Origin of the sequence: Cohnella lupini, from assembly GCF_003386205.1 — a bacterium.
Taxonomy (GTDB): domain Bacteria; phylum Bacillota; class Bacilli; order Paenibacillales; family Paenibacillaceae; genus Cohnella; species Cohnella lupini.
On sequence record NZ_QRDY01000023.1, the window covers coordinates 16184 to 34326 of the forward strand.

Here is an 18143-nt window from a genome sequence, read left to right on the forward strand (position 1 = left end):
TAATATGAACGAATATAATCAAAGACCGCAGAGCAGCCGTTCTCCGGGAAGCTCCAAGACTAATGCGGCGGGTGACCGGAAAACCGATCGAGCTCCGGCAAGCAACGGTCGCGTCGCGAAGGATAAGCGTTATCCGGCAACTCCTGTCCCGAAGGAATCCGCGGAGGATAAGGAAGTATGGGCGGAAGAAAGCGCGTTGAAGGGCGACGACGAGTACCTGGCTGGCAAGCATCCGATTCTCGAAGCGATGAAGGCAGGTCGCTCGATCAACAAAATCTTCGTGTCTGCCCAAGCTCAACGACATCTTGTCCAACCGATCATGGATGAGGCTAAGATACGTGGAATCGTCGTCCAACAAGTCGACAAGAGCAAACTGGACAGGCTCGTTCCGGATATGCAGCACCAAGGCGTTGTCGCCCAAGCCGCCGCCGTCGCTTACGTCGAAGTGGAAGACCTGCTGGCTCGCGCCGCCGAGCGCGGCGAGGCGCCTCTTATCGTGCTGCTCGACGAAGTGGAGGATCCGCACAACCTGGGCTCCGTGCTGCGTACCGCCGATTGCACGGGCGTGCACGGCGTCATCATACCGAAGCGCAGAAGCGCTAGCTTGACGGCGGTCGTCGCCAAGACGTCGGCAGGCGCGGTAGAATATGTTCCCGTCGCGAGGGTGGCTAACCTCGTCCAGACGATGGAGAAGCTGAAGGAAGCAGGGCTGTGGATCGCCGGCGCCGATGCGGGAGCGAAGGAAGGATTCTACGACACGAACCTGACCGGGCCGATGGCGATCGTTATCGGGAACGAGGGCCAAGGGTTATCGCGCCTCGTGAAAGAAAGATGCGACTTTATTCTATCCCTTCCGATGTCCGGACAAATCAATTCGTTGAACGCTTCGGTCGCGGCGGGCGTAATCTTGTACGAGGTGGTTCGCCAACGCCAACAAGCCCTAAAGAAAAGCGGCGTAAAGCAGGCGACTCCAGCTCCGGATCATGCATGAGAAGGGGAAGTTCCAGCGCCAGGACGTTCTTCTCGTAGACGGATACAACATCATCGGCGCTTGGCCCGAACTGGCCGCGCTTAAGACCGAGAAGCTGGAGGACGCCAGGGATAGGCTGCTGGATATGCTTGCGGATTACCAGAGCTACGCGGGATTGATCGTCATCGTCGTATTCGACGCGTTCCGCGTGCCGGGTGCCGGAGCGGAATACCGTTACGGCAAGAAGCTTCAAGTCGTGTACACCCGAGAGAGGGAGACGGCCGACGAGGCGATCGAGAGATTGGTGGGCGAATGGACGTCCGTGCGGCGCCATATTTATGTCGCGACGTCCGATCAAGTCGAGCAGCATGTCGCTTTCGGCCGCGGTGCGCTCAGGGTTTCGGCGCGTGAGTTGAGGATAGAAGTAAAGCAGAGCAGAGTCGAGATCGAGACGGTGATTAAGAGGGACGTTCAGTTGAAAAAAAATCCGTTGGACGGCGTGTTGCCCGAAGACGTACAGCGAAGGCTGGAGCGAATGAGGCGAGGACTCGAAGAAAACTGAGAAAGCCGTGGCTATTATTTACAATTTTACCACCGGCGAAGCGTGGCGAAAAACGGCAAATACATTGACGCTATGCGCCAGATCAAGTATATTGATTATAGTTTGGTAGAGTACGAGGTTCCAGTACGCCAATGCAGACCGGAGGGGTGTTCGTGAGCGTCGACTTGGAGAGGCTGGCAACGCGTGAGTACGACTTCAAGGCCGACGAAGACATCGTGGAATTCGTGCGGTTGGGCGATAGTGAAGCGTTGGAGTACCTCATTCATAAATATCGAAATTTCGTGCGGGCGAAAGCGCGCTCTTACTTTCTTATCGGAGCGGAACGGGAAGATATCGTACAAGAAGGAATGATTGGCCTATACAAGGCCATTCGCGACTTCAAAGGCGATAAGCTAGCTTCCTTTAAGGCGTTCGCGGAGCTGTGCATAACCCGGCAGATCATTACCGCGATCAAGACCGCGACCAGACAGAAGCATATTCCGCTTAATTCCTACGTTTCTTTGGACAAACCCATCTACGACGAAGATTCGGACAGAACGCTGCTCGACGTGATCTGCGGATCGAGGGTGTGCGATCCCGAAGAAATGATTATTAACCAAGAGGAGTTCTACGGCCTCGAGGATAAGATGTCGGAAATCTTAAGCGACTTGGAACGCAAAGTGTTGATGCTGTACTTGGATGGCCGTTCATACCAGGAAATAGCCGTCGATCTCGACCGGCACGTGAAGTCCATCGACAACGCCTTACAGCGGGTCAAGCGCAAGCTCGAGCGATATTTGGAAGTTCGCGATCTTAGTCACAATTCATAGCGCAGTTAGCACTTATAAGAATACTTATCGGCAGCCGATCCAATAGGCTGCTTTTTTTAATCCGCAGATCCGCAAGCCTTGCGACGGTCCCTAATAACTTTTGAGGCAGAGGGTTAAGATAAACGAAAATATGGAAGAATGGTACAATGATACTAGCGAATTGGACATTCTGTTAGCCTATTGGAAGTTTTCCGATAGAGGGCTAATGACACTTTTCGTTGACATCGATTTCCCCCTGTGATAAATTATTTTAGTAACCTTAAAAGTGGCTTCTTATGCGCAGGTCTGAATCATCGGCGAAACACCAGGAATTGTTGTCTTGATGATCCGTCATCAAGGGGCATTTCCGAACTCGGCCTTGGTTCGCCAAGCTGGGGTTTCCGCTGAATGGTTGTATTTTTATGAAGTTTTTATCCCGGGAGGTGGAAGGGATGCGCGTGATCATCACTCTAGCTTGTACGAACTGCAAGCAACGGAACTACACGTCGAGCAAGAACAAACGGACACACGCCGATCGCATCGAGTTGAAGAAGTTCTGCAAATTTTGCAATGAACATCATCCTCATCGCGAAACGCGTTAACTCCTAGGAGGTAAGAACGTGACTTTCCTGGCCAAAATGAAACAAAACTTTGGGTCCTTTTTTTCATTCTTCGCGGATAGCTGGAATGAATTGAAGAAAGTCCGCTGGCCCAGCCGGAAAGAGCTCGTCAGCTACACGATCATTGTTATTGTGACGGTGCTGCTGGTAACGATCTACTTCTGGGGTCTGGACATCGGTATTTCATCCCTCGTCGATCTAATCATCTGACGCAGGAACCAAAGGTGGCTTTTCCATGGAGAAAAGATGGTATGTAGTACACACGTACTCCGGTTACGAGAACAAGGTTAAGGCGAACTTGGAGAAACGCGTGGAGTCTATGGGTATGCAAGACAAGATCTTCCGCGTTCTTGTTCCGATGGAAGAAGAAATCGTGAACAAGGACGGTAAGAAAAAGACGGTTATGCGTAAAGTATATCCCGGCTATGTTCTTGTCGAGATGGTACAAACGGATGATTCCTGGTATGTGGTCCGCAATACTCCGGGCGTTACCGGATTTGTAGGGTCCACCGGATCGGGATCGAAGCCGACTGCTCTTCTGCCGGATGAAGTAGAAGGAATTCTGCGTCATATGGGCATGGACGAGCCGAAGCCGGTCATCGATTTCGAACTCAAGGAGAACGTCCGCGTTAAGGTCGGCCCTTTTGCTAACTTCGTCGGTTCCGTAGAAGAAATTCTGCTCGACAAGAGCAAGCTTAAGGTGCACGTGAACATGTTTGGCAGGGAAACCCCGGTTGAGTTGGATTTTACTCAAGTGGAAAAGATATAAGTATCTTGTTCGTCGGGTTTCTTGAACGAGCGGGAGGAACGAGAGTTCCGTTAAACCGCATTATGGGTCAGGGAGGTGTGCAACATGGCAAAAAAAGTCATCAAATTGGTAAAGCTGCAAGTTAACGCGGGTAAAGCTAACCCTGCGCCGCCGATCGGTCCTGCACTTGGTCAAGCTGGCGTAAATATCATGGCTTTCTGTAAGGAGTTCAATGCTCGCACGGCAGATCAAGTGGGATTAATCATTCCGGTTGTTATTTCCGTATTCGAGGATCGCTCTTTCACTTTCGAAACCAAGACTCCTCCAGCGGCGGTATTGCTCCGCGTAGCTGCGGGAATCCCTAAAGGTTCCGGCGAGCCGAACAAGAAAAAAGTAGCAACTGTTAAACGCGCTAAAGTTCGCGATATTGCAGAGCAAAAAATGCAAGATCTGAACGCGGCTTCCGTTGAAGCGGCTATGCGTATGATCGAAGGAACTGCCCGCAGCATGGGCGTTGTTATCGAAGACTAACCGTTTGTCGCCTGAAATAGGGACATTCGGACCGCGGTTCCTGGAACCGCTTGTGGGAGGAAACTTCCGTTAAAACCACAAAAGGAGGAGAACAACTTGGCTAAACACGGTAAGAAATATAATGCGTCCGTTAAGCTGATCGATCGCGATGCGACCTACGAATCGTTGGAAGCAATCGAGCTCGTGAAGAAAGCGGCAACGGCTAAATTCGACGAAACCGTCGAAGCGGCTGTCCGACTCGGCGTTGATCCGAGAAAGCAAGATCAAGCAGTGCGCGGCGTAGTCGTCCTGCCTCACGGCACCGGCAAAACGCAACGCGTTCTCGTATTCGCAAAAGGCGACAAGCTGAAAGAAGCTGAAGCAGCTGGAGCGGATTACGTAGGGGATGCCGACCTCATCGCTAAAATCCAACAGGGTTGGTTCGAGTTCGACGTCTGCGTCGCTACTCCGGACATGATGAGCGAAGTCGGTAAACTGGGCCGTATTCTCGGGGGTAAAGGTTTGATGCCTAACCCTAAAGCGGGCACTGTAACGAATGACGTTGCTAAAGCCATCGCTGAGATCAAAGCCGGTAAAATCGAATACCGTCTGGACAAAGCCGGACAAATTCACGCTCCGATCGGCAAAGTGTCTTTCGATTCCGAGAAATTGGATGAGAACCTTAAAGCTTTGGTCGATGCGCTGAGCCGCGCGAAACCTGCATCTTCCAAAGGCATCTACCTTAAGAACATCTCGATTTCTTCGACGATGGGACCGGGCGCCCGCGTAAATGCAAACGTATATCGCTAATCCGACAAGTCTCTAACGAGCTTGCGGACGGTAAAAACTGTCTTTGACATCAGTCAAGCCAAATGGTAAGCTGATGAAGCTGATAAATGAATATGGATACCGTAGACCGTAGGTGCTAAGCGCGATCGCGCTTTGGCGGCATTAGCCGGCAAGCAGATCGTCGCCTCGCTTAATTTCCTACCGAGGTGTGTGGATAGAGCTTTTCTCTTAATCAAGATGCTTGCATTTTGAAACTAGGAGCAAGATCACGTCATGCCTCCGCGATGTCTGCGGGGGCATTTCTTATGCCTCCGGATGCGTAGTAGATGATACGGTAATGCCAAGACTTAGGAGGTGTACACAATGGCAAACGCAAAAATCATTCAAGGAAAGCAAGAAGAAGTCGATGCGATCGCAACTAAGCTGCGCGCGAGCAACTGTACTGTTGTGGCTGACTATCGCGGCTTGAACGTAGCGCAAGTGACTTTGCTTCGCAAACAATTGCGCGAAGCAGGCGTCGATTTCCAAGTGTTGAAAAACTCTTTGGTTAGCCGTGCGGCTGCAAGCGCGGAATTGAGCGAGTTGGATGCTATTTTAACAGGCCCTACCGCTGTTGCATTCGGTACCGACGTCGTTGCTCCCGCGAAGATTCTTAGCGATTTCGCTAAGAAGAACGATGCTTTGAAGCTTAAAGGCGGAGTGGTTGAAGGTCGTTTCATCGATGCTGCTCAAGTTAGAGCACTTGCAGAGCTTCCGTCCCGCGATGGATTGCTGTCCATGTTGCTTAGCGTTCTTCAAGCTCCGGTTCGCAACTTCGCACTCGCTGTCAAAGCGGTTTCGGAGAAGAACGAAGCAAGCGCGTAAGACAATCGTTTATCAAAAAAATAAGAAGATCATATGATCTCAAATAATGGAGGATATTCAAATGAGCAAAGAGCAAATCTTAGAAGCCATTAAAGTTATGACAGTTCTTGAATTGAACGACCTGGTTAAAGCGATCGAAGAAGAATTCGGCGTTACTGCGGCAGCTCCTGTTGCAGCTGGCGGCGCGGTTGCGGTTGCTGAAGTTGAAGAGCAATCCGAATTCGACGTTCTTCTTATCGAAGCCGGCGCTTCCAAAATCAACGTAATCAAAGCAGTTCGCGAAATCACAGGTCTTGGCCTGAAAGAAGCGAAAGACCTTGTAGACAACGCTCCAAAAGCAATCAAAGAAAAAGTTGCCAAAGAAGAAGCGGACGCTGTTAAAGCTAAGCTTGAAGAAGCTGGCGCTAAAGTAGAAGTTAAGTAAGAAGCGGATCATCAAACCCCTTGAAGATTTTCTTCGAGGGGTTTGTTCGTGTGTAAACTTGATTATGCTTAGAGAAGGAATCCTATGTGGAACTGTAGGAGGAGCTTGTATGAACGATCACTACTATACGAATAAGCCTACTTCTGCAAGTAACAGAAAGGCTTTCGATGCGATGCTCAGAGGTTTAAACCTTCGTTTGACGTCGGATGCCGGCGTGTTTTCGCGGGACGGGGTGGACTATGGGAGCCGAGTCTTAATCGAACATATGGAGATTCCGCGCGACGCTAACGTGCTGGATATCGGATGCGGTTACGGCCCTATCGGATTAATCGCAGCCCGCCTTGCGCCGCAAGGACATGTCAAGCTGATCGACATTAACGAACGCGCGGTAGAGTTAGCAACTTTGAATGCGAAAGCGAACGGGATTCATAACGTTTCCTTCGCGCAGAGCGACATCTTCTCCGGCGTGCGGTCCGAAACCTTTGACGTCATACTCTCGAATCCTCCGATTCGTGCGGGCAAAGCGGTCGTACACCAACTATTCTCGGAGTCAAGGGAGCATCTGAATCCCGGAGGCTCGATATGGGTCGTCATCCAGAACAAGCAGGGCGCGCAATCCGCGCGAGCGAAGCTGGAGGAGATTTTCGGCGAGGAAGAAGTGGTCGAGGTCGGCAAGGATAAGGGCTTCAGATTGTATCGTTGTCGCCGCAAGCAAGAATAAATTAATTTAATTTGACTTGACATTTTCGCTATGGTATTATTAAAAAATGTCAGTATTAGGATGGGCTAATTGTCTTCAACACAAAAAACCTGTATGCCTGATTTTTTCCCGGGAATAAATTCACGTTCGTTGACGTATAATGGGTTTGTTTTGGGGAGATGTCAGGATGAGTTGCCATTGTGCCGCCAACCGGCGCATAAGGGCTTTTCTTTATTTATGTGTTGAAGCAGACTTAAGGGGTGAGGTTAAGTTGGCAGGACATCTTGTTCAGTATGGCCGCCGTACGCGGCGTAGCTACGCCCGCATTAATGAAGTGTTGGACGTCCCGAACCTGATCGAAATCCAGCAACAATCGTACCAGAAGTTTTTGGACGAGGGCTTGCGGGAGATTTTTCAGGATATTTCGCCAATTTCGGATTTTACCGGAAATCTTGTGCTCGAGTTTATCGACTATAGCTTGGGTGAACCGAAGTATTCTGTCGACGAATCCAAAGAACGCGACGTTACTTATGCGGCTCCGCTTCGCGTTAAAGTTCGCTTGCTCAACAAAGAAACGGGCGAGGTAAAGGAACAAGAAGTATTCATGGGCGATTTCCCGCTTATGACCGAAACGGGCACGTTCATTATCAATGGTGCGGAACGCGTAATCGTCAGCCAATTGGTGCGCTCCCCGAGCGTCTACTTCAGTACGAAGGTAGATAAGAACGGCAAGAAAAATTATACGGCAACTGTCATTCCGAATCGTGGAGCATGGCTTGAGCTTGAGACGGATGCTAAAGATATTATTTACGTGCGTATTGACCGCACTCGCAAAATCCCCGTAACGGTCCTTCTTCGTTCTTTGGGATTTGGAACCGATGCTGAGATTTTGGATTTGCTGGGACAAGACGATTACATTCGCAACACCCTTGAGAAGGATAACACGGATTCTACCGAGAAAGCGCTGATCGAGATCTACGAGCGCCTTCGTCCAGGCGAACCGCCGACGCTCGAGAACGCGCGCAGCTTGCTGATCGCACGGTTCTTCGACCCTAAGCGTTACGATCTGGCGAACGTAGGCCGTTACAAGGTGAACAAAAAGCTTCACATCAAAAATCGGTTGTTCAACCAACGCTTGGCTGAAACGCTCGTGGATCCTTCCACTGGCGAGATCATCGCCGAAGCCGGACAAATGATCGACCGTAGATTGTTGGATCAAATTCTTCCCGCATTGGAGAAGAACGTCGGATTCAAGAACTACCGCGTAACGGGCGGTGTTTACGAATCGGAAGATATTCCATTGCAATCGGTTAGTATCTACTCTCCGATCGAAGAAGGTAAAGTGGTTAAGGTAATCGCCAACGGCATCATCGACAAAACGGTGAAGAACATTACGCCTGCGGATATTATCTCCTCCATCAACTACTTCATGAATCTTCTTCAAACGGTCGGCAATACGGACGATATCGATCACTTGGGTAATCGTCGTCTTCGTTCCGTAGGGGAGTTGCTGCAGAACCAATTCCGTATCGGTTTATCCCGTATGGAGAGAGTCGTTCGCGAACGGATGTCCATCCAGGATCAGAATGCGATTACGCCTCAGGCGCTAATCAACATTCGTCCCGTTATCGCTGCGATCAAAGAGTTTTTCGGTTCATCCCAGCTCTCTCAGTTCATGGATCAGACGAACCCGCTTGCAGAGCTTACGCACAAGCGTCGTCTATCCGCTCTCGGACCCGGCGGTCTGACGCGGGAACGCGCAGGCTTCGAAGTTCGTGACGTCCATCACTCCCACTATGGGCGGATGTGTCCGATCGAGACTCCGGAAGGACCGAACATCGGGTTGATCAACTCCTTGTCCTCCTTCGCGCGGATCAATGAGTACGGCTTTATCGAGGCTCCATATCGGAAGGTCGATCCTCATACGAACCGGGTTACGAGCGATATCGTATATATGACCGCTGATGAAGAGGACAACTATATCATCGCGCAAGCGAACGCTCAACTAAGAGCGGACGGATCCTTCGCGGAAGAGAATATTATCGTTCGTTACAACAAACAAACGGATAATATCCTCACGATGCCGAGCGATCGCGTGGATTACATGGACGTTTCTCCTAAGCAGGTCGTATCCGTTGCGACGGCGATGATTCCGTTCCTCGAGAACGATGACTCCAACCGCGCTCTAATGGGATCGAACATGCAACGTCAAGCCGTTCCTTTGCTTATTCCGGAAGCGCCATTCGTAGGTACGGGTATGGAGCATAAGTCCGCTAAAGACTCCGGGGTATGTATTGTATCCAAATACGACGGTTTCATCGAAAGAGTTTCCGCCAATGAAATCCAATTGCGTCGAGTGGAGATCATCGAAGGCAAAGAAGTCAAAGGCGATATCGTTAAATACAAGCTACAGAAGTTCATGCGTTCTAACCAAGGTACGTGTATCAACCAAAGGCCGCTCGTACGCCGCGGCGATATCATCAAAAAAGGCGATATCATGGCGGATGGTCCATCTACCGACACTGGGGAATTGGCGCTTGGCCGCAACGTGGTCGTAGCGTTCATGACTTGGGAAGGTTACAACTACGAGGATGCCATCCTGCTTTCCGAGAAATTGGTGCGCGAAGACGTATACACTTCGATTCATATCGAGGAGTACGAGTCCGAGGCTCGCGATACGAAGCTCGGACCTGAAGAAATCACTCGCGATATTCCGAACGTCGGAGAAGACGCGTTGCGCAATCTCGACGAACGCGGAATTATCCGCGTAGGGGCGGAAATCAGCGCCGGCGATATCCTCGTGGGTAAAGTTACTCCGAAAGGCGTAACGGAGCTTACGGCGGAAGAGCGCTTGCTGCACGCTATCTTCGGGGAGAAGGCTCGCGAAGTTCGCGATACTTCCTTGAGAGTGCCGCATGGTACGGACGGAATCGTCGTTGACGTTAAAGTGTTTACCCGCGAGAACGGCGACGAGTTGCCGCCTGGTGTGAACCAACTGGTACGTGCTTACATCGCTCAGAAGCGTAAAATCTCCGAAGGCGATAAAATGGCTGGACGACACGGCAATAAAGGGGTTATCGCCCGCATATTGCCGGAAGAAGATATGCCGTTCCTGCCGGACGGCACGCCTGTGCAGGTCGTTCTTAACCCGCTTGGCGTTCCATCCCGGATGAACATCGGCCAAGTGCTCGAAGTCCACTTAGGAATGGCTTGTAAAATTCTAGGCATTCACTCCGCTACCCCGGTATTCGACGGAGCGCGCGAGACGGACGTATTCGATGCCATGGAAGAAGCGGGCATGAAACGTAACGGCAAATGGATGCTTCGCGATGGTCGCTCCGGCGAGTTGTTCGAACGCGAAGTTACCGTCGGCGTTATGTACATGATCAAGCTCGCGCATATGGTCGACGATAAAATCCATGCCCGTTCTACCGGACCTTACTCTCTTGTTACGCAACAGCCACTGGGCGGTAAAGCTCAGTTCGGCGGACAACGTTTCGGAGAGATGGAAGTTTGGGCGTTGGAAGCATACGGCGCGGCTTATACGCTTCAAGAAATCTTGACCGTCAAGTCCGATGACGTCGTGGGCCGCGTTAAAACCTACGAGTCGATCGTCAAGGGCGAGAACGTGCCGGAACCTGGCGTTCCGGAATCGTTCAAGGTATTGATCAAGGAACTTCAAAGCTTAGGCATGGACGTTAAGATCTTGTCCGGAGACGAGCAAGAGATCGAAATGAAGGAAATGGATGACGAAGAAGATGCCGCTGGAGATAAGCTGAATCTTAATCTCGAGGGTACTGAAGTCGGCGTCGTTGAATAAGCGCTGACAGAGAGAACGCCGTTGGCGTCTCGGCTGTCGGTTGCGGGTGCCGCCGGGTGCATGCGTCTTATGCCGCATGCTGCCCGGCTATCACCGCGTCATACGCCGGACCTTCGGGGCCGTCGTTAAGATCTGAAATCTTAGCAACGATGAAGGAGGGCTTGCTCCTTGTTAGACGTCAATAACTTTGAGTTCATGAAAATCGGTTTGGCTTCACCGGACAAAATCCGGTCGTGGTCGAGAGGCGAAGTCAAGAAGCCGGAAACGATAAACTACCGGACGTTAAAGCCGGAAAAAGAAGGCTTGTTCTGCGAAAAAATCTTCGGACCTACCAAGGACTGGGAATGTCATTGCGGCAAGTACAAAAGAGTTCGTTACAAAGGCGTCGTCTGCGATCGTTGCGGCGTCGAAGTCACGCGTGCGAAAGTACGCCGTGAACGGATGGGCCACATCGAGTTGGCTGCTCCGGTCTCACATATCTGGTACTTCAAAGGTATCCCGAGTCGCATGGGACTCGCGCTGGACATGTCTCCCCGTTCGTTGGAAGAGATCATCTACTTCGCTTCTTACGTCGTAACGGATCCAGGCGATACGCCGCTCGAGAAGAAGCAACTTCTTTCCGAGAAGGAATACCGCAGCTACCGCGATAAATACGGTTTCGCATTCCATGCCGGCATGGGCGCGGAAGCCGTTAAGAGATTGTTGCAAGACATCGACCTTGATCGCGAGCTAGAGACGCTTAAGGAAGATCTGCGCACGGCGCAAGGCCAACGTCGCAATCGCGCGATCAAACGCCTTGAAGTCGTGGAATCGTTCCGTAACTCCGGCAACCTGCCGGATTGGATGATTCTTGACGTCCTTCCGGTAATCCCTCCTGAATTGCGCCCGATGGTTCAATTGGATGGCGGACGTTTCGCGACGAGCGATTTGAACGACCTTTACCGCCGCGTAATCAACCGTAACAACCGGTTGAAACGTTTGCTAGATCTTGGCGCTCCGGATATCATCGTGCAAAACGAGAAGCGCATGCTACAAGAAGCGGTTGACGCGCTGATCGATAACGGTCGTCGCGGCCGCCCGGTAACGGGTCCCGGCAATCGTCCGTTGAAATCGCTCAGCCACATGCTCAAAGGTAAACAAGGCCGTTTCCGTCAGAACTTGCTCGGCAAACGGGTCGACTATTCCGGACGTTCCGTTATCGTAGTAGGACCGAGCTTGAAGATGTACCAATGCGGCTTGCCTAAAGAAATGGCTTTGGAGCTGTTCAAGCCTTTCGTTATGAAAGAACTCGTGTTGAAGGGCTTAGCCCATAACATCAAGAGCGCCAAGCGCAAAGTAGAACGCGTTAGCCCTGAAGTTTGGGATGTGCTCGAGGAAGTCATCAAGGAACACCCGGTGCTCCTCAACCGTGCCCCAACGCTTCATAGACTAGGCATTCAAGCTTTCGAACCGATTCTGGTCGAAGGCCGCGCGATCAAGCTTCACCCGCTCGTTTGTACGGCATACAATGCCGATTTCGACGGCGACCAAATGGCGGTTCACGTGCCGTTGTCCGCGGAAGCTCAAGCGGAAGCCCGCTTGCTCATGCTCGCTTCGGGCAACATCTTGAACCCTAAAGACGGTAAGCCCGTCGTTACTCCGTCCCAGGATATGGTTCTAGGTTGCTATTACCTGACGATGGACAACAATCAGTCATACGGTACCGGAATTCGGTTCGCGGACGTCAACGAAGCGATATCCGCTTATCAACGCGGTATTACGGGGATTTCCCTCCACGCTCGCGTTGTCATTCCGGCCAGAGAGCTGAAGAAGAAGACCTTTACACCGGAGCAGCAGGATGCTTTGATCGTTACTACGATTGGTAAAATCATTTTCAACGAGATTTTCCCGGATACGTTCCCGTACATCAACGAGGCTACCAAAGAGAACTTGGTTAAAGGAACGCCAGATAAGTACTTTATCTACGAAAAGGGCGCGGACATTAGCAAATTCATTAATGATCCCGTTATCCCTGGAGCGGTAGGCAAAGAATACTTGGGTAACATCATCGGCGAATGCTTCCGCATTTACCATACAACCAAAACATCCATCATTTTGGATAACATCAAGCAACTCGGATTTACTTATTCGACTCGCGCGGGTATCACGATCGGCGTATCGGACGTTATCGTTCCTCAAGAGAAAGATCAAATTCTCGCGAAGTCCGAAGAACGCGTAACCGTCGTCGCGACGCAATACCGCCGCGGTTTGATTACGAACGAAGAGCGCCGGGATCGCGTAATCGAGATCTGGAGCAAAACGAAGGACGAAATCACGGAAGTTCTGATGAAGTCCATGGATCGCTACAACAACATCATGTTGATGGTAGATTCCAAAGCACGGGGTAACAAATCGCAAATCACCCAATTGGGCGGTATGCGGGGTCTGATGGCCAACCCATCCGGTCGAATCATCGAGTTGCCGATCAAATCGAACTTCCGCGAAGGTCTGACCGTATTGGAGTACTTTATCTCCACTCACGGAGCGCGGAAAGGTCTAGCCGATACGGCGCTTCGTACAGCCGATTCCGGGTACTTGACTCGTCGACTCGTCGACGTTGCGCAGGATGTTATCGTCCGTGAGGAAGATTGCGGAACGGACAAAGGGATTACCGTATCCCGAATCGAAGATGGCAAAGAGGTCATCGAGGATTTGTTCGACCGTATCGAAGGCCGTTATGCGTTCGAAACGATCCGTCACCCGGATACCAAAGAAATTATCGCTAACCGCAATGATTTGATCGACACGCCTAAGGCGGAAGAGATCATTCGCGCGGATATCAAAAAGGTACAGATTCGTTCCGTGCTTAGCTGCCGTGCCCGTCATGGCGTATGTAAGCTTTGTTATGGACGTAATCTCGCGACCGGCAAGAAAGTCGAAATCGGGGAAGCGGTCGGCATCATCGCCGCGCAATCCATCGGAGAACCGGGAACGCAGCTCACCATGCGTACGTTCCATACCGGAGGCGTTGCCGGAGACGATATCACTCAAGGTTTGCCGCGTATCCAGGAGCTCTTCGAAGCTCGGAATCCGAAAGGTCAAGCGATCATTTCCGAGCTTGACGGCGTAGTCAAAGAGATCCGCGAAACGAAGGATCGTCGCGAGATCGAACTGCAGGGCGGAGCGGAATCCAAAATCTATCCTGTCAGCTACGGATCGCGTATCCGCGTTACCCAAGGCCAGCAAGTCGAAGCCGGGGACGAATTGACGGACGGATCGATCGATCCGAAAGAAATGCTGCGCATCAAAGGTATTCGCGGCGTTCAAAACTATATCTTGCAAGAGGTACAACGCGTTTATCGTAACCAGGGTGTTGAAATCAACGATAAGCACATCGAGGTTATGATCAAGCAGATGCTTCGCAAGATCCGCATCGTGGATCCGGGAGACACGGTTCTCCTTCCGGGAGCGTTCGTGGATCTCCACGAATACGAAGCGGCTAACCGCGACGCCATCCTTTCGGACAAAGAGCCTGCAGTTGCTCGTCCCGTCCTTCTGGGGATCACGAAAGCGTCTCTCGAAACCGATTCGTTCCTATCGGCGGCTTCTTTCCAAGAGACTACGCGCGTTCTGACCGATGCCGCCATCAAAGGCAAAGTCGACAGATTGCTCGGACTCAAGGAGAACGTCATCATCGGAAAGCTTATTCCCGCAGGTACGGGGATGGCTCGTTACCGCAACATTCGCGTCGTGTCGCCGTTTGACGAACCGACCGATGAAGCGGCTGAGCTAGAGCCAGTCGGCGTAGAGTAAGCATTGTAATAGAAGCTCATAGAAGCGGATACCGGCGACGGTATCCGTTTTTCTAAGCCTATTAGCCAATAACGATCTCATTGTCGAGTTGTCACTCTACTACGTAGCAAAGTTCTTGACACACCCAGATTGAAGTGATAATATATCCTAGTGTGTGCCAGACGTGCGTCAAACTGACGTACATTGATGCGTGCGAACCAAAGCAAAGAGTGCGACATTATGCCGGTACGGCAGCCGCCGTGACCGCTGAGGAATAAGATTGTTGGGTTTGATTCGGTCTCCGACCACGGAAAAGAGATTTTCATGTGAGAGTAAACCGATCGAGCCCTTTCTCTTCTCTCAAAATGAACCACCTGGATCTGTGGGCTTCGCAAATGGTATCGATCGAGTCGTTTACTAATTATTTTTACCGTTCATGGGAAGGGGGTGGCAGCATGCCAACAATTAACCAACTAGTTCGCAAAGGCCGTCAATCGAAGGTCGTTAAATCGAAATCACCCGCACTTCAAAAAGGGTTCAATGCTCTCAAGCGCGTTGAAACTGACTTGAGCGCTCCACAGAAACGCGGAGTTTGCACTCGTGTAGGAACAATGACTCCGAAAAAACCGAACTCTGCACTTCGTAAATACGCGCGGGTCCGTTTGACCAACCGCGTCGAGGTGACCGCCTATATCGGCGGGATCGGCCATAACTTGCAAGAGCATAGCGTTGTTCTTGTTCGCGGAGGCCGGGTTAAAGACTTACCGGGGGTTCGTTACCATATCGTTCGCGGCGCATTGGATACCGCTGGCGTTAACAACCGGAAACAAGCTCGTTCCAAATACGGTACGAAAAGACCGAAAGTCAAGAAATCCTAATAAGCCTTTGGCGGCTTAATAGCAGCATCGCATGAATAGGAAAGGAGGAACTTCAATGCCACGTAAAGGACCAGTTCAGAAACGGGATGTGCTCCCGGATCCGCTGTACAACAGCAAACTTGTCACTCGTCTTGTAAACCGTATTATGATTGACGGCAAAAAAGGTGTAGCTCAACAGCTTCTATACGATGCGTTCATCCTGATTCAGGAGCGTTCGGGTAAAGATGCTATGGAGGTCTTCGAAGCCGCAATTAAGAACATCATGCCAGTACTTGAAGTTAAAGCACGCCGCGTAGGTGGTGCCAACTATCAAGTTCCTATCGAGGTTAAGCCTGAGCGTCGCACGTCCCTAGGACTGCGCTGGCTCGTTAACTACTCCCGCAACCGCGGCGAGAAAACGATGGAAGAGCGTTTAGCTGCCGAAATCTTGGATGCATCCAATAACACTGGTGCAGCCGTTAAAAAACGTGAGGATACTCACAAAATGGCGGAAGCGAACAAAGCGTTCGCCCACTATCGTTGGTAGAATCGCTTAAGTAAGACAATCGAAGGGAGACTGTAACATGGCTAGAGAGTTCTCCTTGCAAAATACGCGTAATATCGGGATTATGGCGCATATCGATGCGGGTAAAACCACAACTACTGAACGGATTTTGTTCTACACCGGACGCGTTCATAAAATCGGCGAAGTGCACGAAGGCGCCGCTACGATGGACTGGATGGAGCAAGAGCAAGAGCGCGGAATCACGATTACTTCCGCTGCTACTACCGCTCAATGGGATGGCCACCGCATCAATATCATCGACACTCCGGGTCACGTTGACTTTACGGTAGAGGTTGAGCGCTCCCTTCGCGTATTGGATGGGGCAGTTGGCGTATTTAGCGCCAAAGAAGGCGTGGAACCGCAATCCGAGACGGTATGGCGTCAAGCCGACCGTTACGGCGTTCCTCGTATCGCTTACGTAAATAAAATGGATATCATCGGCGCGGACTTCCTGAATGTCGTTAGAGACATGAAATTGCGCTTGAACGCTAACGCTGTAGCTATTCAACTTCCAATGGGCGCTGAAGATGTTTTCGTAGGAATGATCGACCTGATTGAACGGGTTGCTTATAAATACAAAGACGATCTCGGTAAAGACCCTGAGAAAGTTGCCATTCCTGCAGAATACGAAGCGCAAGTGGAAGAACTACGTGCTATTATGGTTGAGAAGGTAGCAGAACTTGACGAAGAATTAACTATGAAATTCCTTGAGGGTGAAGAGATCTCCGTTGAGGAAATCAAAGCAGCCCTTCGTAAAGGCGTTTGCGAAGTGAAAATCTTCCCGGTAGTATGCGGATCTTCTTACCGTAACAAAGGCGTTCAACCGATGCTGGATGCCGTAGTAAACTTTCTTCCGTCCCCTCTAGACGTACCTGCTATCAAAGGTATTCTGGACGACGGCGAAGAAACAACTCGCGAATCTTCCGATACAGCTCCATTCGCTGCGCTTGCTTTCAAAATCATGACTGACCCTTACGTTGGTCGTCTGACTTTCTTCCGCGTTTACTCCGGCGTACTGAGCGCAGGCTCTTACGTAGTAAATGCGACTAAAGGCAAACGCGAACGCGTCGGACGGATTCTGCAAATGCATGCGAACAGCCGTCAGGAAATCAGCGAAGTACACGCAGGAGACATCGCTGCTGCCGTAGGTCTTAAAGACACGACGACGGGCGATACGCTGTGCGACGAGAAACATCCTGTTATCCTTGAGTCGATGAACTTCCCAGAGCCGGTTATCCAACTTGCGGTTGAGCCTAAAACGAAAGCCGACCAAGATAAAATGGGTATCGCTCTGCAGAAACTGTCCGAAGAAGATCCTACGTTCCGTGCCCACACGGACGAAGAAACCGGACAAACCATCATCTCGGGTATGGGCGAGCTTCACTTGGAAATCCTCGTCGACCGTATGCTTCGCGAATTCAAAGTCGAGACGAATGTTGGTAAACCGCAAGTTGCTTACCGCGAAACGTTCCGTGTCCCTGCGAAGGTCGAAGGTAAGTTCGTTCGTCAATCCGGTGGTAAAGGTCAATTCGGACATTGTTGGGTTGAGTTTACGCCGCTTGAGCCAGGCACAGGTTTCATTTTCGAAAACAAAACGGTTGGTGGATCGATTCCGAAAGAATTTATCGCTCCAATCCAAGCTGGTATCGAAGAGTCGATGAAAAACGGCGTAATCGCCGGCTTCCCGCTCGTTGATATTAAAGCTGTTGTTGTTGACGGATCGTACCATGATGTCGACTCCTCGGAGATGGCGTTCAAAATTGCTGGATCGTTAGCGCTTAAAGCAGCTAAGGACAAATGTAGCCCTTGCTTGCTAGAGCCTATCATGAAAGTAGAAGTAACAGTGCCTGAAGAGTACATGGGCGATGTAATGGGAATGATGAGCTCTCGTCGTGGTCGTATCGAAGGAACGGACACGCGTTTCGGCGCGCTAATCGTTCGCGCGAAAGTTCCACTCGCTGAGATGTTCGGATATTCCACAACGCTTCGTTCCGGTACGCAAGGTCGTGGGGTGTTCTCGATGGAACTTTCCCACTACGAAGAAGTTCCGAAATCGATCTCCGAAGAGATCATCTCGAAATACAAAGGCGCGAAAGAAAATTAGTAAGCGGGCGGATACGGGAAGCGCTATAAGCACTCCCTCCGCCAACAAATA

The 18143-nt window shown here is 51.0% G+C and carries 16 protein-coding genes and 1 other annotated feature; all 16 genes read left to right on the top strand.

The features are described from left to right. The first annotated feature begins 196 nt into the window (after nt 1-196). The 16 genes from rlmB (at nt 197) to fusA (ending at nt 18092) form a co-directional block, all read left to right on the top strand. Complete coding sequence (gene rlmB, locus DFP95_RS24300; protein ID WP_281273451.1) at nt 197-991, top strand: 23S rRNA (guanosine(2251)-2'-O)-methyltransferase RlmB; 795 nt, start codon at nt 197-199, stop codon at nt 989-991. Further along, nucleotides 984-1532 (top strand): NYN domain-containing protein, encoded by a 549-nt coding sequence (locus DFP95_RS24305; protein WP_115995293.1) that lies wholly within the window; start codon nt 984-986, stop codon nt 1530-1532. Before rlmB ends, DFP95_RS24305 begins: the two co-directional genes overlap by 8 nt. 152 nt (nt 1533-1684) lie before the next feature. Beyond that, a complete protein-coding gene (gene sigH, locus DFP95_RS24310) occupies nt 1685-2341 on the top strand; it encodes an RNA polymerase sporulation sigma factor SigH (RefSeq protein ID WP_115995350.1) in 657 nt (218 codons plus the stop codon). A 431-nt stretch (nt 2342-2772) separates the two neighbouring features. Then, nucleotides 2773-2922, top strand: coding sequence for a 50S ribosomal protein L33 (gene rpmG / locus DFP95_RS24315; RefSeq protein WP_115995294.1), 150 nt, complete (start codon nt 2773-2775; stop codon nt 2920-2922). Nucleotides 2923-2940: 18 nt separating this feature from the next. Next, nucleotides 2941-3150: a preprotein translocase subunit SecE gene (secE, locus tag DFP95_RS24320; RefSeq protein ID WP_115995295.1), complete on the top strand. Its 210-nt coding sequence runs from the start codon at nt 2941-2943 to the stop codon at nt 3148-3150. A gap of 25 nt (nt 3151-3175) precedes the next feature. Next, the gene (gene nusG / locus DFP95_RS24325; protein WP_115995296.1) at nt 3176-3709 is read left to right on the top strand and encodes a transcription termination/antitermination protein NusG; all 534 of its coding nucleotides are present in this window, start codon (nt 3176-3178) and stop codon (nt 3707-3709) included. Between the two features lie 84 nt (nt 3710-3793). After that, complete coding sequence (gene rplK / locus DFP95_RS24330; RefSeq protein ID WP_115995297.1) at nt 3794-4219, top strand: 50S ribosomal protein L11; 426 nt, start codon at nt 3794-3796, stop codon at nt 4217-4219. 96 nt (nt 4220-4315) lie between these two features. After that, nucleotides 4316-5008, top strand: coding sequence for a 50S ribosomal protein L1 (rplA, locus tag DFP95_RS24335; protein ID WP_115995298.1), 693 nt, complete (start codon nt 4316-4318; stop codon nt 5006-5008). Between the two features lie 81 nt (nt 5009-5089). After that, nucleotides 5090-5300: a sequence feature (ribosomal protein L10 leader region), on the top strand. A gap of 50 nt (nt 5301-5350) precedes the next feature. Continuing rightward, entirely contained in the window at nt 5351-5851 is a 501-nt protein-coding gene (rplJ, locus tag DFP95_RS24340; RefSeq protein ID WP_115995299.1) for a 50S ribosomal protein L10, read from the top strand. 61 nt (nt 5852-5912) lie between these two features. After that, a complete protein-coding gene (rplL, locus tag DFP95_RS24345) occupies nt 5913-6275 on the top strand; it encodes a 50S ribosomal protein L7/L12 (RefSeq protein WP_115995300.1) in 363 nt (120 codons plus the stop codon). Nucleotides 6276-6384: 109 nt separating this feature from the next. Continuing rightward, nucleotides 6385-6996 carry a class I SAM-dependent methyltransferase gene (locus tag DFP95_RS24350; RefSeq protein ID WP_115995301.1) on the top strand — a complete coding sequence of 204 codons (612 nt, stop codon included), beginning with the start codon at nt 6385-6387 and terminating at the stop codon, nt 6994-6996. A 250-nt stretch (nt 6997-7246) separates the two neighbouring features. Then, entirely contained in the window at nt 7247-10795 is a 3549-nt protein-coding gene (gene rpoB / locus DFP95_RS24355) for a DNA-directed RNA polymerase subunit beta (protein WP_115995302.1), read from the top strand. Between the two features lie 168 nt (nt 10796-10963). Beyond that, a complete protein-coding gene (gene rpoC, locus DFP95_RS24360; protein WP_115995303.1) occupies nt 10964-14587 on the top strand; it encodes a DNA-directed RNA polymerase subunit beta' in 3624 nt (1207 codons plus the stop codon). Between the two features lie 434 nt (nt 14588-15021). After that, nucleotides 15022-15444 (top strand): 30S ribosomal protein S12, encoded by a 423-nt coding sequence (rpsL, locus tag DFP95_RS24365; protein WP_115995304.1) that lies wholly within the window; start codon nt 15022-15024, stop codon nt 15442-15444. Nucleotides 15445-15499: 55 nt separating this feature from the next. Then, nucleotides 15500-15970, top strand: a complete 471-nt coding sequence (gene rpsG, locus DFP95_RS24370) for a 30S ribosomal protein S7 (RefSeq protein WP_115995305.1) — start codon at nt 15500-15502, stop codon at nt 15968-15970. A gap of 37 nt (nt 15971-16007) precedes the next feature. After that, complete coding sequence (gene fusA, locus DFP95_RS24375; protein ID WP_115995306.1) at nt 16008-18092, top strand: elongation factor G; 2085 nt, start codon at nt 16008-16010, stop codon at nt 18090-18092. The last annotated feature ends 51 nt before the right edge of the window (nt 18093-18143 follow it).

Bases quoted from the DNA above. Each gene is read 5' to 3' on its own strand.
- DFP95_RS24305 (WP_115995293.1), top strand. From the start codon at position 984: ATGCATGAGAAGGGGAAGTTCCAGCGCCAGGACGTTCTTCTCGTAGAC.
- rpmG (WP_115995294.1), top strand. From the start codon at position 2,773: ATGCGCGTGATCATCACTCTAGCTTGTACGAACTGCAAGCAACGGAAC.
- nusG (WP_115995296.1), top strand. From the start codon at position 3,176: ATGGAGAAAAGATGGTATGTAGTACACACGTACTCCGGTTACGAGAAC.
- rplK (WP_115995297.1), top strand. From the start codon at position 3,794: ATGGCAAAAAAAGTCATCAAATTGGTAAAGCTGCAAGTTAACGCGGGT.
- rplJ (WP_115995299.1), top strand. From the start codon at position 5,351: ATGGCAAACGCAAAAATCATTCAAGGAAAGCAAGAAGAAGTCGATGCG.
- rplL (WP_115995300.1), top strand. From the start codon at position 5,913: ATGAGCAAAGAGCAAATCTTAGAAGCCATTAAAGTTATGACAGTTCTT.
- DFP95_RS24350 (WP_115995301.1), top strand. From the start codon at position 6,385: ATGAACGATCACTACTATACGAATAAGCCTACTTCTGCAAGTAACAGA.
- rpsL (WP_115995304.1), top strand. From the start codon at position 15,022: ATGCCAACAATTAACCAACTAGTTCGCAAAGGCCGTCAATCGAAGGTC.
- rpsG (WP_115995305.1), top strand. From the start codon at position 15,500: ATGCCACGTAAAGGACCAGTTCAGAAACGGGATGTGCTCCCGGATCCG.
- fusA (WP_115995306.1), top strand. From the start codon at position 16,008: ATGGCTAGAGAGTTCTCCTTGCAAAATACGCGTAATATCGGGATTATG.